This is a genomic window from Methanosarcina sp. DH2 (assembly GCF_020804225.1).
GTDB lineage: Archaea > Halobacteriota > Methanosarcinia > Methanosarcinales > Methanosarcinaceae > Methanosarcina.
Window position 1 is genome coordinate 1 of the sequence record NZ_WJBI01000028.1, and the last position, 20,995, is coordinate 20,995.

At 42.3% G+C, this 20,995-nt stretch carries 15 protein-coding genes; 9 read left to right on the top strand and 6 right to left on the bottom strand.

Annotation, left to right across the window (positions count from 1 at the left end):
* From FXV91_RS19305 to FXV91_RS19315, 3 genes are all read left to right on the top strand, one after another.
* Window positions 1-459: transposase (locus FXV91_RS19305; RefSeq protein WP_229392422.1), on the top strand; the 459-nt coding region annotated here is incomplete at its 5' end.
* Between the two features lie 762 nt (window positions 460-1,221).
* The gene (locus tag FXV91_RS20320; protein ID WP_345945543.1) at window positions 1,222-1,482 is read left to right on the top strand and encodes a PKD domain-containing protein; all 261 of its coding nucleotides are present in this window, start codon (window positions 1,222-1,224) and stop codon (window positions 1,480-1,482) included.
* A gap of 443 nt (window positions 1,483-1,925) precedes the next feature.
* A complete protein-coding gene (locus tag FXV91_RS19315; RefSeq protein WP_229392423.1) occupies window positions 1,926-2,144 on the top strand; it encodes a hypothetical protein in 219 nt (72 codons plus the stop codon).
* 599 nt (window positions 2,145-2,743) lie between these two features.
* Here the strand turns inward: FXV91_RS19315 and FXV91_RS19320 are convergent.
* A complete protein-coding gene (locus FXV91_RS19320) occupies window positions 2,744-2,887 on the bottom strand; it encodes a hypothetical protein (RefSeq protein ID WP_229392424.1) in 144 nt (47 codons plus the stop codon).
* A gap of 737 nt (window positions 2,888-3,624) precedes the next feature.
* On the opposite strand from FXV91_RS19320, the gene iorA reads away from it, so the two are divergent.
* Genes iorA through FXV91_RS19335 form a run of 3 tightly spaced genes read left to right on the top strand, consistent with a single transcriptional unit; the run spans window position 3,625 to window position 7,577 of the window.
* Window positions 3,625-5,532: an indolepyruvate ferredoxin oxidoreductase subunit alpha gene (gene iorA, locus FXV91_RS19325; RefSeq protein WP_229392425.1), complete on the top strand. Its 1,908-nt coding sequence runs from the start codon at window positions 3,625-3,627 to the stop codon at window positions 5,530-5,532.
* Complete coding sequence (locus FXV91_RS19330) at window positions 5,529-6,263, top strand: indolepyruvate oxidoreductase subunit beta (protein ID WP_229392426.1); 735 nt, start codon at window positions 5,529-5,531, stop codon at window positions 6,261-6,263. The genes iorA and FXV91_RS19330 overlap by 4 nt, the downstream gene beginning before the upstream one ends.
* Before the next feature lie 6 nt (window positions 6,264-6,269).
* Window positions 6,270-7,577, top strand: a complete 1,308-nt coding sequence (locus FXV91_RS19335) for a phenylacetate--CoA ligase (protein ID WP_229392427.1) — start codon at window positions 6,270-6,272, stop codon at window positions 7,575-7,577.
* A gap of 114 nt (window positions 7,578-7,691) precedes the next feature.
* On the opposite strand, the gene FXV91_RS19340 is transcribed toward FXV91_RS19335, so the two are convergent.
* The 3 genes from FXV91_RS19340 to FXV91_RS19350 all read right to left on the bottom strand — a co-directional run bounded on the left by FXV91_RS19340 (window position 7,692) and on the right by FXV91_RS19350 (window position 16,313).
* Window positions 7,692-8,840: a mechanosensitive ion channel family protein gene (locus FXV91_RS19340; protein ID WP_229392428.1), complete on the bottom strand. Its 1,149-nt coding sequence runs from the start codon at window positions 8,838-8,840 to the stop codon at window positions 7,692-7,694.
* A gap of 899 nt (window positions 8,841-9,739) precedes the next feature.
* Window positions 9,740-14,404 (bottom strand): fasciclin domain-containing protein, encoded by a 4,665-nt coding sequence (locus FXV91_RS19345; protein ID WP_229392429.1) that lies wholly within the window; start codon window positions 14,402-14,404, stop codon window positions 9,740-9,742.
* Window positions 14,405-15,392: 988 nt separating this feature from the next.
* Window positions 15,393-16,313 carry a hypothetical protein gene (locus FXV91_RS19350; RefSeq protein WP_229392430.1) on the bottom strand — a complete coding sequence of 307 codons (921 nt, stop codon included), beginning with the start codon at window positions 16,311-16,313 and terminating at the stop codon, window positions 15,393-15,395.
* Window positions 16,314-16,609: 296 nt separating this feature from the next.
* On the opposite strand from FXV91_RS19350, the gene corA reads away from it, so the two are divergent.
* A complete protein-coding gene (gene corA / locus FXV91_RS19355; protein WP_229392431.1) occupies window positions 16,610-17,680 on the top strand; it encodes a magnesium/cobalt transporter CorA in 1,071 nt (356 codons plus the stop codon).
* On the opposite strand, the gene FXV91_RS19360 is transcribed toward corA, so the two are convergent.
* Entirely contained in the window at window positions 17,630-17,896 is a 267-nt protein-coding gene (locus FXV91_RS19360; protein WP_229392432.1) for a hypothetical protein, read from the bottom strand. The two genes, corA and FXV91_RS19360, sit on opposite strands and share 51 nt — an antisense overlap.
* Window positions 17,897-18,331: 435 nt before the next feature.
* Here FXV91_RS19360 and FXV91_RS19365 point away from each other — a divergent pair, with 435 nt between their 5' ends.
* Together FXV91_RS19365 and FXV91_RS19370 are read left to right on the top strand one after the other, a co-directional pair.
* Window positions 18,332-19,075: a DUF432 domain-containing protein gene (locus tag FXV91_RS19365; protein ID WP_229392433.1), complete on the top strand. Its 744-nt coding sequence runs from the start codon at window positions 18,332-18,334 to the stop codon at window positions 19,073-19,075.
* Window positions 19,063-20,001 carry a mechanosensitive ion channel family protein gene (locus FXV91_RS19370; protein WP_229392434.1) on the top strand — a complete coding sequence of 313 codons (939 nt, stop codon included), beginning with the start codon at window positions 19,063-19,065 and terminating at the stop codon, window positions 19,999-20,001. Before FXV91_RS19365 ends, FXV91_RS19370 begins: the two co-directional genes overlap by 13 nt.
* A gap of 361 nt (window positions 20,002-20,362) precedes the next feature.
* Here FXV91_RS19370 and FXV91_RS19375 read toward each other — a convergent pair whose 3' ends face one another.
* Window positions 20,363-20,956, bottom strand: coding sequence for an isochorismatase family cysteine hydrolase (locus FXV91_RS19375; protein WP_229392435.1), 594 nt, complete (start codon window positions 20,954-20,956; stop codon window positions 20,363-20,365).
* Between the last annotated feature and the right edge of the window lie 39 nt (window positions 20,957-20,995).

Consider the following 20,995-nt stretch of genomic DNA (forward strand, 5'->3'; position numbering starts at 1 on the left):
GAACTGCTCACTGAGATGAAAAAGTATACCGACGAATGCAAGGAGCAAGTCAAAGAACTGGATTTTGAGCAAATTAAAGCATTGGAAGAAAGGTTCGATGCTATCATAATTAAAGGAATTGAAGAAAATCCACAATCTCTAAATCCTGAAAAGCAAGGAAAACGTGGAAAGAATCCAAAAACTAAAGCAAGGAATCTGCTGGATAGGTTTATAGAACATAAAGAAAAGATCCTGAGATTCCTGACAGATTTGAAAGTTCCGTTTGAGAATAATCAAGCAGAAAGAGATATCAGGATGATGAAACTACAGCAGAAGATATCAGGAACTTTCAGAACAACACAAGGAGCGGAAGCTTTCTGCAGAATTAGAGCTTACATCTCTACAATTAGAAAGAACGGATTACCTGTTTTGGAGGGTATTATAGCGGCGCTCAAGGGAGCGCCGTTAACTATAATCTGAATAGTTACAATTATTTTAAAAATATACCGAGCCAATCAATAACAAGAATTATGATTAGATCCTGAAATGCCTGACAGAGGAATTCAATAAACCATGACATTCAAAGTTTTCAGAAAAACTGTAAGAAAAAGCTTGAAAAATAGGCTATGTGGAGAGAGTAAGGAGAGGAAAATTTGAGAATTTCTCAGAAAACTCCTGATTAAGAAGATTATTTCATTCTAATGTTTCACAATCCATTCCGGAGATAAAACTTTTCCCAAAAACCGTTTTTATACTGATTGATTTATATTTTTTAGCTGCCTTCATATTATAAATGGAGCTATGACGAGCAGATCATTGTGTCTGATAATAAATACTTCATAGCTTTTATTGATTTCGAATAGTTTCATTATAACGAGAGTGGAGGCTCGAATATAGCCAGTTACTTGCAGCGAGGTAACTGTAACTTTAGTTTGGGGGGAGTAAATGAGAAGTAAATTATTTGTTATATCGCTAGCTTTTGCGTTTTTGATTATTATCTGGATAGTTGCATCAGCCTGACAGGAAACTCGGCTCACGCACTACCTCAAAGGAAATTTAAATAACAAGCAATGAATCAGGTGAGCCGTGGCCTGCACAATATAAGGGGACAGGATAGTATAAAAGCGTTGGAACGTGACGGAGTTAAAAATTATATTTATACGTGCGTAGCCCACGTTAAAGCCCTGTAGCCTCCTTCACTGCAAATGTGACTCCGATCATACCCACTGGACGGTACTGTTCATAGATACAAGTACAAGAGGAACGCCAGCAAACCGGTACTGGGACTTTGGAGACGGAACCAACTCGACCCGGCAGAATCCGGAGCACACCTACTCTGCTGCAGGATATTACAGGGTAACGCTTACAGTAAACAATGAATATGGAACTGACACGAAGAAGAGTGAAATAAATGTACAAAGTGATTCCCAAACGACCCCCTGTAGATTCAATTTTTTGATTCTTGTGATGATGTTGCTGTATCTCTTTAAAAAGTCAACCTGAAACCGGTATTGTAAATTTATTTGAAGGGAATTAAGTTCGTGCCTGGCGGCTTTCTCTTTCGTGTTATCATAAATTTAATTTTTACTTTTCAACGCAAAGAAATATGTATAACTGGAAAGGGCAAGATTGTTAGACCTTCCCTGATGCAGTTATTGTGGAGAGCAGTAGAAAAACTGTAACTCATTTTGATTCATTTTAAATATCCGGATGCCTGGGGAGATTACAAACAAAATATAGGATCATCAGTACATCTTTTGCCATTCTTCCCTTTTCAAGCTCTATATCAATTTATTATTGGTTTCTTAATTATATTTCTCTAGTCATTATATGTCAGAAATAATAATCTCTTTATGATACCCGGGACTATTTGCCAGTTTCCGAGGTTTCGATTGATAATGGCAGATTCCAGTGAAGTCAGTTATAAAGAAAGGGGGTAATTAAACATGGGCGAAATGTCAGGGAAAACTCAAATGCATCACGGCTCGATGTCCGAAATCTGGGAACTTCTGACCGAAGAGCAGAAAAGAGAAGTTGCATTAATGAAAATGGACATGAAAATACAATGGCTGGAAATGAAAATAAATAAAATGGAAAAAAAGATCGAGCTAAAGAAAAAATCCATAGATAACATTAAAAAGGTCCAGGGAATGATCAAGAAATAAGAATCAAGAAACTGAGAGCTGTATTACAAAAAGCAAAAATCACTTTCAACATTTTGCGAGCTCTCGATTTCCGGTCCTGATCTTTACTCCAAATTTCTATTCTGAATGGGATACAATTGACAAGAATATTTTAGGATTTGTCCGGCAAAATTTTACAAAATTTTACAAAATTTTACAAAATTTCAACGCAGGCAATATCAGGTCAGCACCCTTTCATTAACGGAAACAAAAGCGCGAAAAGGAGTTAAAGGAAAGGGTAAAAAATAATTTTTATGAATACGCAAAAATCGGCATCTTAACTACTTTTGCATATAATTTGTAATTATGGGAGGGGAAAAATGAATTATATTCTTCGTCCTGTACCTTTTTATCTCTTTTGAACTCTCTAATTAGCTAATTTACTTCTTAATTGCCCCTGGCTGTTTGTTCTTCAGTTTCCTGTAAAGACTACATTTGATCCTGATAGTAATCGTGACTTTGCTTCTGCAAGGGTGATATCGAATAAGCCGTTAAACCTGTACTTTATAGTCCAATAGCTGCAAACAATAACAAAAGCGTGGCAAGTATTAATATGGTTTTCTTTTTTAATTATTCTTTTTTTATCTTACTAACCGTTCATCTTCTTTTAAGGCTTCTTTAAGTGCTTCTACTTTCTTTTTCAGTACTTCAATTTCTTTTACCAGCGAGTTGGTAATTGCTTCTATTTCCTTTGCTTTTTCTACTGCTAACTGTTTTTTTGGCAACAAATTCATAACCTCTGTAAAATCGTTTTACATATGCTGATTAAAAAGTTTAATTTTATAAGGTTAATGTGTTTAAAACCTGATCTTACTAGCTAAACTGTATTTTGACATATATATAATTATTCTACAGTTATAAATGGTTTCATCCGGTAGGTCATAAGCGAAAAAATCACTATGAAAGATAAAAGGTCAGCACCATTTTGTTACGGAAACAAAAGAACCGGGATATAGACAGCTACTGCGGTAGTTATTTTGAGAGAAAGATACAGGCTGACAATTAATGATAAAACAGATTTTATAGTGACTGTGGAAACTCTGGAGAAGAATATATCGATTGAACGGATTATGGGATAAAAGAGAATTCTTTTTGGGTTCTTCGTCATTCCCGATGGATAAGATGATTTTTAATTCAAGACCGCAATGATTTTTATAAGGAGATAAACACAAAACAATGAAGATCCATTAAATTAAACCACTAACTACACAACCCCACAAAACAAAAACTTTATATTCGAATTTTACGTACTTCTTCCCACAGCACTGTACATAGATGAACATTATACTTCCGCAGCGAGAGCAGCGGTAAAAATTCCTTAAAGTATCTTTTCGAATTCTCGAAACAATTTTACTGGATGATTTGAGAATTCAGGTTCGTTTTCAACCTCATTTTATTCCTTTGAGGCTTGTCAAAATTATCTATTTCATTAAATATTACCCGAGATCCGAGATGAGCTTATTTGACTGAAAAAAAACTGTTAATGGGTAATGAAGCCATTGCACTTGGAGCTATAGAAGCCGGAGTCCAGGTAGTTACCGGGTATCCGGGAACCCCCTCGACCGAAGCTCTGGAAACGATCATCCGGTATGCGGACAGATGCGAGATTTATACCGAGTGGTCGAGCAACGAGAAGGTTGCACTTGAAACGGCTGTAGGGGCGGCTTACTCCGGGGCAAAGACCCTTGTGACCATGAAGCAGGTAGGGTTAAACGTTGCATCCGACCCTCTGATGAGCCTGACCTACATCGGCGTAAAAGGGGCTCTTGTCCTGCTTGTTGCTGATGACCCGGGGCCTCATTCTTCCCAGACCGAACAGGATACGAGAGCTTTCGGGCATTTTGCAAATATCCCTGTCCTTGACCCTGCAACCCCACAGGAAGCCTACGAGCTTACAAAGCTGGCTTTTGAGCTTTCCCACGAATTCGAAATTCCTGTCATCCTCAGGACTACCACACGGGTTTCACACAGCTGCGGGGATGTCGAACTTGCAGCTGCGGAACCAGACCTCTCAGAACCCTCAAAACCTGCTCCAGCTGGAGTTCCGGTTAAAGCTTCATGTGAGGGCTTTACAAAGGACAGGCGCTGGACGATTTTTCCAAGGCTTACCGCAGAACGGCACCCCTGGCTTGAAAATGTGCAGGTACAGCTTTCCGAGCGCTTTTCGGGGTTTCCGTACAATTCGGTTTCTGGAAACGGGAAAATAGGAATTATAGCCTCAGGGGTTTCAGCACTTTATGTAAAGGAGGCTGTAAAGGGCTTTGAAGAGCTTTTCACTATCTTCCGGGTCGGGACAGTGTATCCTTTTCCGGAAAAGGCAGCCCTTTCCTTCTTAAAAGGGATTGAAAAGCTGATTGTGGTCGAAGAACTTGACCCTTACCTCGAAGAACAGGCTCTCCAGCTTGTCGGAAGGGCTCACCTGTCCGTTGATGTTTACGGAAAAAAGAACGGCTTTTTCCCGGTGAGCGGGGAATACAATGTTGATGCTATTATTGACGGCGTCAACAAAGTGCTTGCAGACCTCAAGGAGACTGCCAGCCTTTCCCACGCTTCCCCTGCAGTTTTGAGAGGTGAACTTCCACCCTTGCCGATCCGAGCTCCTACTCTCTGTGCTGGCTGCATGCACAGGACTGTTTTTTACGCATTTAAGCAGGCTGCAAAACAGCTTAAAAAGGACTCTCAGGTTGAAACTATTTTTTCCGGAGATATTGGCTGTTACACCCTGGGAAACGCACACCCTCTCAATATGGTTGATACCTGCCTCTGCATGGGGGCAGGGATGAGCATTGCAGGAGGGCTTTCCCGCACGAACCCTGAGGCAAAGCAGGTAGCTTTTATCGGGGACTCGACCTTCTTCCATTCAGGCATCCCTGCTGTGGTAAATGCAGTTTACAATGGAGCTGATGTTACCCTTGCAGTCCTTGATAACCGCACAACTGCTATGACAGGGCACCAGCCCCATCCCGGAATAGGAGTGACTGCTCTCGGGAGTGCCTCAAAAGCAATTGATATCGCCGGTGTAGTCCGTAGCTGTGGCGTTGAGTTTGTAAAATCCGTAAATATAGACAGCCTGGAAAACAGCCTGGAAAACTGCGTGGAGGCGGCAAAAGAAGCTATTGAATTTAAGGGCCCTTCCGCAGTTGTGTTTAAAGGGAAATGCGTTGGGATTACAAAACCCAGGACACGGTTTGCAATTGATACTGAAAGCTGCACAGGCTGCGGGTTCTGCATAAAACAGCTTGGCTGCCCTGCCATTTTCCTCCCTGCTGGAGAAGATAAGCCTCTCATTCAGGACAGTTGCAGCGGCTGCGGGCTCTGTGCACAGGTCTGTCCTTCAGGAGCCATAAGGGAAAGCGGGGTGAAGAAATGAAGGGTGAAGGGACGAAATATGAAGGGACGAAATATGAAGGAACAAAATATGAAGGAACAAAATTTGAAGTGAAGAAATTTAAAGGAATGAAATATGAAGGAATGAAGTATGATATCCTGATTGCAGGTGTCGGAGGGCAGGGTGTCGTGCTTGCTTCCCGCATGCTTGCGCTTGCTGCAATGAAAACCGGATACCGGGTGAGTACTGCTGAAACAATAGGCATGTCTCAGAGGGAAGGTTCGGTAAGCAGCCATATAAGGATCGGAGATGAGATCCAGGGCTCCCTTATCCCTGCAGGTCAGGCAGACCTGCTTATAGGGCTTGAACCTGCAGAAGCCGTAAGAAACCTGCCTTTCCTGAAAAGGGACGGAAAAATCATAGTGAACTCTCATGCCGTACCCCCTGCATCAAAGCCTCCGGGAAGCCCTGAATATGACCCTGAAGCTTTGCTATCCTTTCTGGAAGCACACATCCCGGGCATGCTTTGCCTTGATTTCACACAGCTTGCAGAAGAGGCAGGCACACACAGGGCTGCAAATGTTGCAATGCTGGGAGCTGCTGCAGGTACAGGTATGCTACCTTTTTCACGAGAAGATATTCTGGCAGTACTTGAAACAGAAATTCCTGAAAAACACAGAGCTGTAAACAGGGCTGCGTTTGAAGGTGCGATCGAAAAAATTGAGATAATCTCCGGGCACCCGCACAGGGAACAGACGGAGGACAGAAGGTGAAATTGAATGTATGAAGCATTCTTGGAGTCTGAGCTAGATCCGGATGTCCAGCTCTACCATCCCAAACTCTCAGAAGAAGATACCCTTGCAAAACTGAAAAACCTGCTTAAACGTGTAGTTGAGGGCAGCCCGTTTTACCAGAAGAAGTTCAGGGAAGCAAACGTAGATATCGAAAAAATCAGGTCCCTGGAAGACCTGAAACTTCTTCCTTTCACACACAAAGAGGAACTGAGGGATGCCTATCCCCTCGGGCTGCAGGCAGTGCCTGATTCCGAAGTTGTCAGGATCCACTCTTCCTCAGGGACAACCGGCAAGCCTGTCATTATCCCCTATACCCGGAAGGATGTTGATGTCTGGGCAGAGCTCATGATGCGCTGCTACATGCTGGCAGGCCTTACCAACCAGGATAGAATCCAGATAACACCCGGGTACGGGCTCTGGACTGCAGGAATAGGGTTCCAGCTTGGAGCCGAGCGCCTTGGAGCAATGGCAATACCCACAGGTCCGGGAAACACCGAAAAACAGCTTGAAATGCTTACCGACCTCAAGACTACGGCTCTTGCAAGCACCTCTTCATATGCACTCTTGCTTGCCGAAGAGATCGAAAAGCGCAGTCTAAAGGACCAGATCAACCTCAGGGTAGGAGTTATCGGCTCGGAGCGCTGGAGCGAAAAGATGCGAAACCGGATCGAAACCGAACTCGGAATCGAGACCTTTGACATCTATGGGCTTACCGAAGTCTATGGTCCCGGAATTGCTCTTGACTGTTCCTTCCACGAAGGGATGCATTACTGGTCCGACCACCTGCTTTTTGAGATCATCGATCCTATAACTGGCGAGCAACTTCCAGAAGGCACTCTTGGAGAGCTTGTTATTACCACCCTCACAAAAGAAGGCGCTCCCCTGATCCGCTACAGGACAAGAGACCTGACGCGCATAATTCCGGGACTCTGCAAATGTGGCTGCCCCTTCCCGAGAATTGACAGAATCCTCGGCAGGTCTGACGACCGCATAAAGTTCAAAGCAGTAAACATCTACCCGGGTCAGATCGAGGACATTATTCACAGGGTCCCAGGAGTAAGCAGTGAGTACCAGATCCTCCTTACGCGTAAAGACGGCAGAGAAAGCATGACCTTCAGGGTTGAACTTGAAGGAGCAGAAGACCCTTTAAAGAAAGAAAAAACTGAAAAGGCCCTGGGAAAAGCGTTCAAGGACTTTATAGGGGTAAGCGTTGATATCGTGGGCGTGAAGCTTGGAGAACTTCCAAGAAGCATGAAAAAGACAAAAAGAGTAATCGATGAAAGGGAACTTTAAAATCCTTTCATTATTTAAGTTCCCCTTCATTGATCTTTAATCGACCCGTTTTAGTACCCTGTTTCACTAACTTTTTTATTGCCCTGTTTTATTGACCTGTTTTATTGACCTGTTTTATTGACCTGTTTCATCGTCAATGCCTGTTTTATCGTCAATATAAGTTAGCCTGCTTATTGGAGCGTATTCGACTTTAATGTCTTCGGATGAGGTGGGTTTTTCAGGAGCTTTTTCCTTCTGAATATCGGTTTTATATACGACAGTCCTGTAAGGATATGGGATTTCGATACCTTCACTGTCAAAGCGCTTTTTAATTGCTTCTCTGATTTCGCACCCTGAGCCGTATGCATCACTCCTGTCCTTAAACCAGACCTGCATGCGGAGATTTACGGCAAAATCGCCAAGTTCTGTCACGTATACTTTAACCTGTCCTCTTTCCCTGAAATCCGGGTCTACAGTATGGAGTACGGACGGGTTCATGAACCCATTTGCAAAGGTATCGGATTTCAATATACCGGGCCTTACAACACTGTATTCCAGGGTCTGAGGAGACATGACCTTCGGGTGTTTTCTGGCTTCTTCGATCATGATTTTCTTTGCCAGGCTTATATCGGAATCATAGCTGATTCCAACATCCAATGGCCAGATAACTGCAGGGTCTTCTATGGTCCAGTTAACTATTGCCTCACTACTGATTACCGAATTGGGGATAATAAGGCGCCTGTTATCCCAGGTTAGAATAACCGTATGCCTGAGGTTAAGGTCCGTAACCTTTCCGAATTCGTTCATAATAGTCAGCCTATCTCCAACCCTGAAAGGCTGAAACAGAGCAAGGGAAATGCCTGCAATAATGTTGCTCAGCGTGTTCTGGGCTGCAAAACCGATTACTATACCGGCGAGCCCTGCCCCGGATAACAGGGCTACGGAGAGATTAGCCAGGCTAGGAATATTGAATATTATAACAACCAGACCTATAAAATAGACTGCTGCAACCGCAATGTGCCTGACCATCCGGAAAGTCGTGATATCCATATGCAGCCTGCTGTTTACTCTTTTAAAGTAACTTTCCGTAACGTTGTTTATAGTCCTTGCTACAAGGATAGTTCCCATGCCTACTAAAAGAATGAATACTAGCATGCTGAAGTTATTCGAGAACCAGGCGAATGCATGCTCTAATATTCTGTCAAGATAGGAAATATTTTCTGCAAAAGAAGCGGGAGTTTCTATAGAATCCAGGGTAGTATTAAGAGTGTCGGGGGTTTCCATGCATTCAACCTTGTGCAAGAAGCCTTATATAAATATTGACTAAAAAATACATGAACTTTAAGAGTGTAAATCAAATTGCGTGCTGCCACCTTCTTAAAGGATGGGGGTATGCTTCAGGCCGCCCGCTCGGTTATTCTTGTACTTAGAAATCGTTAATTTCTCGTTGTCCGGACTTCTCTAATCTGTGTGATTAAACCTCTGTTTTCTGTATTCCGTTTTCTCTGTAACTCCTTAATTAAACGAAAACAAAAATAGGTGAGGATTCACTTCATCCACTCCTGAAGAACGTGGTATTCGTGACCCTCCGCAGGCCCTAAGTAATAAATTTCTGCAAAAGAATTGAAGCAGCTGAAATAGTAAAAATGAGATTAAATAAAGGAATCATCCACCGTTATAATGATATCCCGAATAATGTCATTCACTGTTTTAAGTCGTTATTGATAAGATCAAAAAGAAACAAATAGCTAAAAGCAACCGAAAAACCTGTTTCTATTCATTTATGTTTTATTCTTATTTTGTTTTATTCTTATTTTGTTTATCCTTATTTTGTTTTATTCTTATTTTGTTTCTACCGACAAACCGTCAGACAGGATGTCAGGAACACTTACGTTTCCAGAGTTGAAAAGCGATTTCTGAAAAGAGGTTTCCGGAGCCAGAGGAAGATTTATCTAGCTGACAGGCAAGTCTAAGCGCGAGCAAGGAAAGAAAACTAAAATATTTCTTCTTTGGATTTCGGAACAGATCAACCAGTTAATCAGAGAGCAACGAAGAAAAAGATTAATTAAAAATAAATTTAAATAAAGAGGAAGTTTCCATTTATGGAAATCTCCTTCTTTTCTCTTTGATGACTGTTTTTCTATCTTCTATAGTTTTTACATTACTGTTCAGGGCAAACCTCCTCAGGCATACAGATATTCCTGTCTTATAAAGACCCAGTAACCTTCATAGGGTCTGACTTCGAATTCATCCGCTCCTAGCTGGTTCTCGCCTATTGTCCCGTTAAGGCCATTGTAGCCAACATACTGGTAATAACCTGTAGTGTTATTACCCGGCACCCATGGACCCACAATTTTTGCATACGAGTTGTTATACGAGTTGTTAAGGGTTATAAATGCAGCTTCTGCAGAGACAGTCTCGTTTACGGGTGAACCCAGAGCGTTCCAACCCGGATATACCTGCAGGCTCGGTGGAGCAGTAATCTGCTGTTTCTTCTCAACCGAAGAGAACTGTTCCGAAGCATTGAATTCTGTTCCGTTAGGAACATTGATCCAGTATCCCTTCAGAGGCTCAATGTTTGAGACATCTTCGAAGAGTTTGGTTGAAGCGTTGTAGTAAATCAGGGAGGTATAGTTCACATCCGAAAGCAGGTGATCAACGCTTGTATTGTTGGCTTCGAAAGGAATTGAGAAGAAATACCAGTCTCCGGTTTCGTTGCCAGCAGTCTGGTTACCGGTCTGATTACCGTCTATTTGGTTTCCATTAGTCTGATTTCCATTAGTCTGATTTCCATCGGTCTGATTTCCATCGGTCTGATTTCCATCGGTCTGATTTCCATCGGTCTGGTTTCCATCAGAAGGAATCCCGCTGCCTGGAGGGATGAGCACTTCGTCAATTATACAGATAACCCCGTTGTTTACAATGATTATCTGTGTGACATTTACGTTTTGTATTGTGATATTGTTCCCTATCGTATTGATCTGAAGTACATTGCCCTGAATGTTGGTGACATTATTCCTGCTGACAAGCTGCTCACGAGTGTATCTCCCACTTATTACATGGTAGGAGAGAACTTCCCTTAGCAGGGTAGTGTTGTTCATGAGCTCATTGCGGGTTCCCGCTGGCAGCTTATTAAAGGCTTCGTTACTTGGAATACAGACAGTATAAGGTCCTGTTTCGTTCAGGGTCTGTGTCAGGTTTGCGGTCTGCACTGCGTTTACAAATACGGTCAAATTCGTCTGGTTTTGTGCTGCCGGAATGATGTTTGCTCTCGCTCTCAGTTCGGCAACCGTGACATTAGCTACATAGGTAGCATTTTCTATTGCTGCATTCCCGTTTTCTTCAGTTGTATACCAGAAGCTCAGGTTGTCTCCTGCACTTACGTTATTCATTCCGAAGTTTTCTTCAGCAGGTTCTCCGTTGATGTAGACAAACCACATCTCTCCGGTTGTATTATTGTTTCTTATGCCCTCAATGCCCTCAAGTACAAGTGACACATTGGTCATACTGGTCATATTTCCGGTTTCATTCCCGGTCATGTTCCCGGTCATATTTTGCAGTACTGACGCGTTAAAGTCGAGCCCGGTTGCATTCAGGGTTCCGAAGTCGGTAAAGTTGTCTATTCTGTAACTCTGGGTAGAGTTTTCCGGCATAAATGTAGTATTTCCCTGAGTGAGATTAACTGAGTCGTTGTACAGCACTGTCACATTTTGTCCTGGCTCGGGTTCAGGTTCTGTTCCTTCTTCCGGAATGAGGACCGCGTCTATTGCGTGGATTACTCCGTTGCTGGCATTTACATCCTGCAATATAATCTGTGCATCCCCTACGAATACTCCTTCCTCAGTCACATTGACCGGCAGTTCACTGCCCTGAAGAGTCGTAATGTTGGTCATGTTAACAACATCTTCTGCCATCAGCCTCTCCCCTGCAACGTGGTAGAGAAGAATGTTGGTCAATGCATCAGTGTCGTTAAGGAGAGCTTCGATTGTGCCGTTGGGCAGAGCATTAAAGGCTTCGTCCGTCGGGGCAAAGACCGTGAACGGACCTTCCCCTTTCAGCGTGTCAGTCAGGTTTGCAGCCTCAATTGCTGCCAGAAGAGTTGTAAAGTTTCCATCCTCGGTTGCAGTTTCAATAATGTCGTTCTCCTCAGATGGAACCTCTCCTTCCACTATAGCAACCGTAATGTTTGCCACATAGGTTGCGTTCTCTATTGCAGCCTCTCCGCCTTCTTCAATCGTGTACCAGAAGCTCAGGTTGCTTCCATTACTTACCGGATTCATTCCGAAGTCTTCTTCAGCCTGTGTTCCGTTTATATAAACAAACCATCTTTCTCCGGTTGCGTTATTGTTCCTGATGCCCTCTATGCCTTCAAGTACAGACGTATTGGCCATATTGGTCATATTGGTCATATTATCGGTCATATTTCCATTCTGCACTATGGACACATTATACTGAAGTCCGGTTGTATTGAGAGCTCCGATATCGGTGAAATTATCTACCGTATAGGTCTGCGTGCTATTTTCCGGTGTGAAGGTGAAATTTCCTTCGGTCAGGTTCAATGTATCATTATATAATACAGTCAGGTTTTGTCCAGGCTGAGGTTCTATTCCTTCTTCTACAGCAACCGAAATGTTAGCTACATAGGTTGCATTCTCTATTGCAGCTTCTCCACCTTCTTCAGTTGTATACCAGAAGCTCAGGTTGTCCCCATCGCTTACATTGTTCATCCCGAAATTTTCTTCAGCCGGTTCACCATTGATGTAGACAAACCACATCTCTCCGGTTTCAGTATCGCTCTCAATTCCTTCTATGTCCTCAAGCACAAACGCCACGTCACTGCCAGTCATATTCCCGGTAACGTTTCCAGTTTGGTTTTCGGTCATATTATCAGTTATATTTCCGTCAGTCACGTCCTGCAATACAGACACATTATACTGAAGTCCGCTTGCATTGAGAGCTCCGAAGTCTGTAAGGTTATCTATTTCATAGGACTGAGTATCGTTTTCCGGAGTGAAGGTGAAGTTCCCTGCAGTCAGATTCACTGTATCATTATATAGTTCTGTTAGATTCTGCCCAGGCTCAGGTCCCGGTCCAGGTTCCATTCCTTCTTCTATAGCAACTATAATGTTCGCCACATAGGTTGCGTTCTCTATTGCAGCTTCTCCATCTTCTTCGACCGTGTACCAGAAGCTCAGGTTGGTTCCATTACTTACTAGATTCATTCCGAAGTCTTCTTCAGCCTGTGTTCCGTTTATATAAACAAACCATCTTTCTCCGGTTGCGTTATTGTTCCTGATGTTCTCTATGCCCTCAAGCACAGACATATTGGTCATATTGGTCAGGTTCACACCCTGTAAGGACACATTATACTGAAGCCCGGTTGCATTGAGAGCTCCAATGTCGATGAAATTGTCTACCGTATAGGTCTGCGTGCTATTTTCCGGAGTGAAAGTGAAGTTCCCTGCAGTCAGGTTCAATGTATCGTTATACAGTACTGTTAGGTTTCCTCCGGGACCTGGACCCATCTCTTCTCCGGCAATAGTAATGTTAGCTACATAGGTTGCATTCTCTATTGCAGCTTCTCCGTTACCCTCGACCGTATACCAGAAGCTCAGGTTATCTCCCATACTGACATTATTCATCCCGAAGTTTTCTTCAGCCGGTTCCCCGTTGATGTAGACAAACCACATTTCTCCGGTTGCATTGCTATTATTTACATTCTCTATACCCTCAAGTACAAATGACACATCGGTCACATTGTTGGTCATATTTCCGGTTTCATTCCCGGTCATATTTCCTTCAGTCGCGTCCTGCATTGCAGATACGTTAAACTGAAGTCCGGTTGCATTGAGAGCTCCGAAGTCTGTGAGGTTGTCTATTGTATAGGTCTGAGTGTCATTTTCCGGCGTGAAGGTAAAGTTCCCTTCAGTCAGGTTCACTGTATCGTTATACAGTTCTATTGGACCTTCTACCGCTTCTTCCGGAATAAGGACTGCATCTATTGTGTGAATTACTCCGTTGCTGGCATTGATATCCTGCACTATGATCCGTGCGTTTCCTACGAATACTCCTTCTTCAGTAACATTGACCGGAAGCTCGCTGCCCGTGTGGGTAGTAATATTTGTTATATTGACAATATCTTCTGCCATCAGTCTACCGTCTGCCATGTGGTAGTGAAGAACTTCGGTCAATGCACCGGTATCATTAAGGAGAGCCTCAATAGTGCCATTGGGCAGGGCGTTAAAGGCTTCATCCGTCGGGGCAAAAATCGTGTATGGTCCCTCTCCTTTCAGGTCTTCAGTAAGGTTTGCGGCTCCAAGTGCCAGCAGAAGAGTCGTGAAGTTTCCATCCTCGATTGCAGTTTCAACAATGTCGTTTTCCTCGGATGGGCCTTCCGGCGGGATCAGTACTGTGTCAATAACATGTACAACCCCGTTATCTGCTGTAACGTTTGCCTGGATGACTTCTGCATTCCCTACAAATACCCCTTCTTCAGTTACATTAACAGGCAGCTCACTTCCCTGGAGGGTTGTGACGTTACTCACATTAGCCAGGTCTTCTGTCATGAGGGTGCCGTTTGCAACATGGTAAAGGAGCACCTGCTCAAGTGCAGCAGGGTCTGCTGTTAACTCCTCTAAAGCGCCTTCCGACATATTATTGAAAGCGTCATCTGTCGGAAGAAACACCGTATGCGGCTCGTCCCCTGTCAGAACAGTATTGAGGCTACTATTATTGAAGGCACCTGAGATAATAGCGAAATTTTCGTTGTCTCCTATCAAATCTATTATAGTCGTTGTCCCTTCTTCCTGTGCCGAACCGGTACAGGTGGCTGCGCTTAATAATAACAAAATGATTAAAGCATAGGCTAAACTGGTTAATCCTGATCTAATCCGAATTCCCCCCTATTTTTCCCTTCAGCAGACCTAAATCAATTCTATTTTATTCTATTAGATCTGAACCCCTTTTTTGTCTGGCTGAAGTTTTATTTCGTGTGAATATGTATGACTTCCAATGTTATATATCATACAAAGAGTATTAGTATCTTCTTATTAATATTATATTACAATGAATGACAGCTTTTTTATAAAAATTCTTCTAAATCTTATAATAATGAAAGTTCAGTAATTCACGATCTGAGCATTCAGTTTTTTACCTGATTTTCTCTGAAGAAAAACCTCATTCTCATCCATACCAGAGATTAGAAGCTCTATGTCTCCTTACTGGTTCTTTCCAGAGGCCAAATACAGCCCTTCTCTTAATAAAAAATCTAAATTTCAGGAAAAAATCGAAACAGGGATATAGAATTATTATATTTTAATTGTCTCTAAAAAATAGTCTGCTAGAGTTGAAGAAAAGTATGTTTAAGATAGATTCAACACATATTTTATATATATATTCACTAAAAAGGTGCAGCATATAATACTCTGGATTTTACTTAATTTCGGGTTAGACAGATTAAGATTAGATAAACTAAGTTAGATAAACTAAGTTAGATATAAATAATAAGTTTAACGGATAAAAACCGGAAAGATATTTTCAATTAAAAAATCAAATTGCGTGCGGCCACCCCAACCTAAAGGATGGGGTATGCTGATGGGCCGCACACCCGGTTACTCGGAAATGATTCACAGTGTCCTTTAGCAAAGTTTCCTCGATCCAAGTTATTGAAACTCTGCTATCAAGCCCCTGTCCGATTTCCGATAATTTTACAGAAGCGACGATTTAGAGATTTAAATCAAAAACAAAAAGAGGCGAGGGTTCACTTCGTCCCCGACCTTAAGGGCGGGGTATTCGTGACCTCCGCACTCCCGATGTAATAAAAATGAAAGGAAGAAATTACTTCCTTTCTCTGGCGTAAGCAACAATTGCGTCTTTGACTCCGTATTTGAATGCCACCACGATAGCAATTCCCCATGCCAGCGGTCCGAAGAAGAGATAGAGAATGCCTGTGTCAACCAGCATCGTATCCAGAGCGAGCAGGATAACGATAACCAGCAGGAAGCCCCTCAGGAGAGGAAGAATGACTTCTGTTCCCTCCACATTCATGCCCCTCACCGTGTTGCCCAGGTAATCCATCACTATATCGATAGAGAGGATCCCTATCATAAGGATCAGGATGCCTATGAAAAGACGTGGCAGATACTGAGTAATGTCTATCAAGAGTTGCGTAACCATATCCAGGTTCAGGATATCAAATACAGCTGTAAGGATGATCAGGTAACCAAAGAGTCTGACCAGCCCGGATATTATACTTGAAGCCGATAATCCCCCTGCTCTTACCGAAGCTCCGAAAGCTGTCTGTTCAAACTTCTCATCCACTCCGGTTGAAAAGAGCAGCTTTTTTATTAGATCGCTGATGAAATCTACGATCAGTATACCTATAAGGAGCACTATCAGTGCGGAGATAACGAGCGGGATATAGTAGATAACCGTATCGACGAAATTGTTCAGGACTTCAATATTCAGAAGATCCAGGATGATTACGGCGAAGATAATATAAACAAACCATCGGATGACTGCATCAAAAAAGCCGACCGTACTCATCTGTGCTCTTCTTATCATTCCTCCTATCACAGTTCTGTCAATCAGGTCGTCAAGTCCGATTTTATCCAGTATCCTTGCACCTATCTTTCCAAGGAATTTTCCCAATATTGTTCCTACAATAATAAGAAGAATTATGGCTACTAGTGTCGGAATAAATGTTATAAACTGATCAAGCATATTGTATAAACTATTCGTAATTTCCGTTTGAACCATATTAATCACCCCTATATTCGATTTTAAAACTGAAGATCTTTCCAAATTCCCCTATTTTTTGGAAAACTTATAATTATATTAAACATAATATTCTATAAAATGGATAATACATATATTTATCTGCAAACATTTAAAAACTCATTTTTAAACTGAGAGTCAGATGACACTGAAAATTATCTCAAATTGTTCCAGAAACTTAGTAGTCATATTCGGACAAAAAGCTATGCATAGGCTTAAATCAGTGAAGTTTTAATTAACTAAAGTGTTTATTTTTTATTAGAAGGTGAGGCAGAGCCGTGAAAACGAGAACTTTCGGAAGAAGAAAATCAGATGTCGGTCTTGCCCCAGGAACCCTTGTCCATGTGGGGGAAAAAAAGGCAGAGAGGGTCGTGATTCGGGCCTGGATGTATAATAGTAAGGAACTGATAGAAAAAGAACCGCAAACTGTGGAAGAATGTCAGGCCTTCAAAGATCAGCCAAACCTGAACTTATGGATAAATGTAGACGGGCTCGATCAGGTAGAAATTATAGACAAACTTGGAAGTTACTTTGGCATTCACCCTCTTACTCTGGAAGACATACTGAATACAGGGCAGCGCCCGAAAATGGAAGATTACGGTTCCTATATTTATACTGTACTGAAAATGATACTTCTCGATGAAGAAAGAGAAGAGATTATTATAGACCAGGTAAGCATCATCCTTGGCCCCAATTATATCCTCTCTTTTCAGGAGAGGGAAGGAGATGTTTTTGATCCTCTAAGGGAGAGATTAAAAAATCCTGCCTCACGCCTTCGAAAGAACGGAGTGGATCATCTTGCATACAGCCTGATTGATGCTGTAATTGATAACTATTTTTTGATCCTTGAACACTTTGGGGAAGAGATTGAGAATCTTGAAGAAAAGCTGATAGTAAATCCCGTACCTGAAACTATGAGGATGATTCAGAAACACAAGAGAGAAATGATCGTTCTTCGTAGATCAGTCTGGCCTCTCAGGGAGCTGATAAACAGTCTTCAAAGAGCAGAATCAGGACTCATAAAGGAGACTACGCAGATCTACCTGAGAGATGTCTATGACCATACCATTCAGGTTATTGATTCCATAGAAGCCTTCAGGGATATCCTGTCTTCAATGGTAGACGTCTATCTCTCGAGCTTGAGCAACAGAATGAATGACATTATGAAAGTTCTGACAATCATCGCCACGATTTTCATTCCTTTAACCTTTGTTGCAGGAGTATACGGCATGAATTTTGAATACATGCCGGAACTCAGATGGCGCTGGGGTTATCCTGTGGTCATGCTGGGTATGGCATTAATAGGAATAAGCATGTTTCTTTACTTTAGGAAGAGAAGATGGGTCTAAACCCCGAATTGCGTCTCGCCCGAGTTTCGCGTCGGGAGCACGAGGTCCTTTTCGCCCCGAATTGCGTCTCGGGAGTACGCGGTCCTTTTCGCCCCGAATTGCGTCTCGCCCGAGTTTCGCGTCGGGAGCACGAGGTCCTTTTCGCCCCGAATTGCGTCTCGGGAGTACGCGGTCCTTTTCGCTTCGCTCAAGAGGACTACCTGATGGGTTTAGCAATGAGTTGAGCTCAAAAGGATTAATTAAAACTCTGATCCCATACAACCTTATTAGCTTTACCGGACTATTTTTGTCCCGCTCGATGAAGGATTGTTTCCTGAGAATTGAAAAGCTATCTGTGGGATTAGGAGAGTATTCTTTTTAGTTCCTGAGGACGTTTTTTTCTGTATATTGAATTTTTTAATTGCGGCACTGGCTTTCAATTTATTGTTTTATATGAATGACGGCTGGCCTGAACCCCTCGTAGCGCAGGGAAAGAAAACTGAAAGGCTCTCAGGGATTCCGAACAGGTCAATCAATTAATCTACCTATCAATTAATCAGGACCCATCTTTTTTCTACAGTCCTGCAAAATTTATTTAAAGTAATTTTTTTATAATGGTTAGGATGTAATATTAATTAGAAATTATTGAAATATGTTAATTGCTGGAATACTATGTACGGCTACTATGACCCCCCATTTTCAGTAGAACAGGAAGGAATCTCCGTATCCGTAGAAAGAACTGGGGACAGATGGACATACAGAAGGACCCTGGGAAGAGATGAAGTGGAAAAGCTTATTCTTGGAGATAGAAAGCGAATTATCATTAATCCTGTGGAACCTCTGAATACTCCGAAAGAAATTACCCCAAATCTGTTGATAGAATTTGAAAAAACCCTGCTCCTTGCAGGGGGGGAGAAAAAACAGATTTTTTTGACTTTTCCGGTAGAAATAGGCGTCTTTATCTCGGAAAGCGAAAACAAGAGCCTTCAACTTATAGATGTTTTCACCCTGGTGAGGCAGAAGTTTACTCTTTATGGAGAAGTTTCGAATGGAGTTGTCTGTAAGCACTGGAAAAGCAGGTTATATTCGGTTTCTCCCTCACTTAACCCCCTGCAAGAAGGAATTATGGAACTAACTCTCAGAAACACCTCCTCTGATTGGGCTTCAATCTCAAAAGCCGTTTTCAGTGCCTATGGGATGAAACTGTACTATGACGGGGACGTTTTTATGAAAGCCCGTATGGACATCCTCAACAGGAATACAGCTGAAACAGGTTTCGAGATGCAGCCCATTAATGGAGAGATGAAAGGTTCTCTTGTGAAAGACCGAAAAATCAGGAAAGAGGCTTTTGGCGTTTATGGCCTCCGGAAGCTTGGTTTTGTACCCCTTAAATTTTATATGGGGTGGGGCTTTTGATCCTGCCTGAGATTATGCCTGATATTAATTTTTTTGAGTTTGTCCTGTATCCTACCTCAAAAGGTCCAGTTACTCTGGGGGACCTGATAAAGTTTATAGTCATTCTTTCGTTTTCTGTCCTCCTTTCCAGAGTTCTTACAATTTACCTGCGAAGGTCTCTTAAAGACAGGGTCAGCAAGGATGTAGGCGAGCCTATCCTCAAGCTCCTTTACTATAGTTCTCTTATTGTCGTTTTCATTTCCACACTTCCTTTAATCGGGCTTGACCCCTCTGGGCTCCTGCTTGCAGGAGGAGTTGCAGGTATAGTCCTCGGTTTTGCGAGCCAGAACATCGTTGGAAATCTGGTTTCGGGCTGTTTCCTTATGTTTGAAAGACCTATAAAAATAGGGGACCAGGTAGAAATCAACGGGACAGCTGGCTATGTTACCGATATCCGCATAATCTCCACCCTTATCCGTACCTATGACGGGCTCCTTGTCCGCCTGCCCAATCAGCAGGTCTTTACCACAAACATAACAAACATTGTAGGGCACCCTGTAAGAAGGTTTGAATACACTGTCAGAATCCGCTATAGTGATGATGCCAGTGCCGCAATATGGTTGATCAAAGAACTTATAGATAAGGAGCCCTTCGCTCTTCTGAACCCTTCTCCCTCGGTTTTTGTTACTGAGCTTGGAGAAAGCTCGGTAAATATTATTGTAAGGATCTGGGCGCCTGTAAGCGAATGGTTCGGGTTGAAAACGAAGCTCCTGTGGAATATTAAAAAAACCCTTGAAGAAAATGGCATAGAAATTCCCTTCCCACAGCGGGTACTTCATATTAAAAAGGATTCGGAAAGAAAACCGCAGGCAATTGAAGAACCGAAAGAAAAACAGTTTGAGGAAAACGAATATGTGTTGAACTTTGAAGAAAGGGTATTAAATTGAGCCAGACTAAGCCGGTGATAAAAGCTTAGTTATAAAGGTGAGAGGCAAAGCTGAATAGTAGAGGAAAAAAGCAGGGCTTTTGTAGGCTTTTAGCATATAATGTTAATATATTCTAAAAGGTCATATAATTTTCTTTAGAATGTATTTCGTTTAAAAGTTGACGGCTCTCCCTCCCACCTGCCAGATCGGATAAATCCGATCGTCGAGGAAGGAGTTCTCTCGCATTATCGAGATAGATTTCCGGATTGCCTTTTATTCCCCGTCTTTTCTTTCATTTTTATTTACTTGAATTTTTTCTTTCATTTTTATTTACTTGAATTTTTTCTTTCATTTTTATTTACTCGTATTTTTTACTGGTATTTTATTTCCTGCCCTCAAGCGCCTCCCTGATAGGTTTAATTGTAAGAGCTCCGGGTGTTCCTTCCATACTATGAGGTGGCCAGCTGCCTGATTTTATCTCTTTCGAATTTTCGTTGTGTTCGTCTTCGAGAAGCAAGATTATGCCTATATCCGCAGGAATATCGTCAACCATCTTTGCTCCACAGGCATCAAGTTTTTCCAGAGCTTCTTTTCCTTTTTCCGGATCAAAGGGAGCAGTACAGCCTTTTACGACGTTTGTCCGAAAACCCCTTTCTAGAAATCCAAGCGCGTTTTGGTAAATGCATACCTCATCAACCAGGCCTGTCATGAACACCTCATCAATGCCCAGTTCCGCAAGTTCCAGTTCCAGTTTCGGATTTGTGAAAGCATTGTAGTGGTCTTTCGGAAGCCTGAGTACAGCCGGATTACCCCTCTTGAGAATTTTTTTCACAAGCTCAACTATTGGATTAATTATCTCTTTTCCAGAGGGGGCTACTAGGTTTCCTTTGTATTCCCTACCTTCGTATTCGTATTTCTCAAACACTAAGTCGTTTGTCATGTCTATTATAACCAGTGCTTCCAATTTTTCACCCAATCCTTATCCTTTAATCGACTTCACCTTTTATCCTCTATT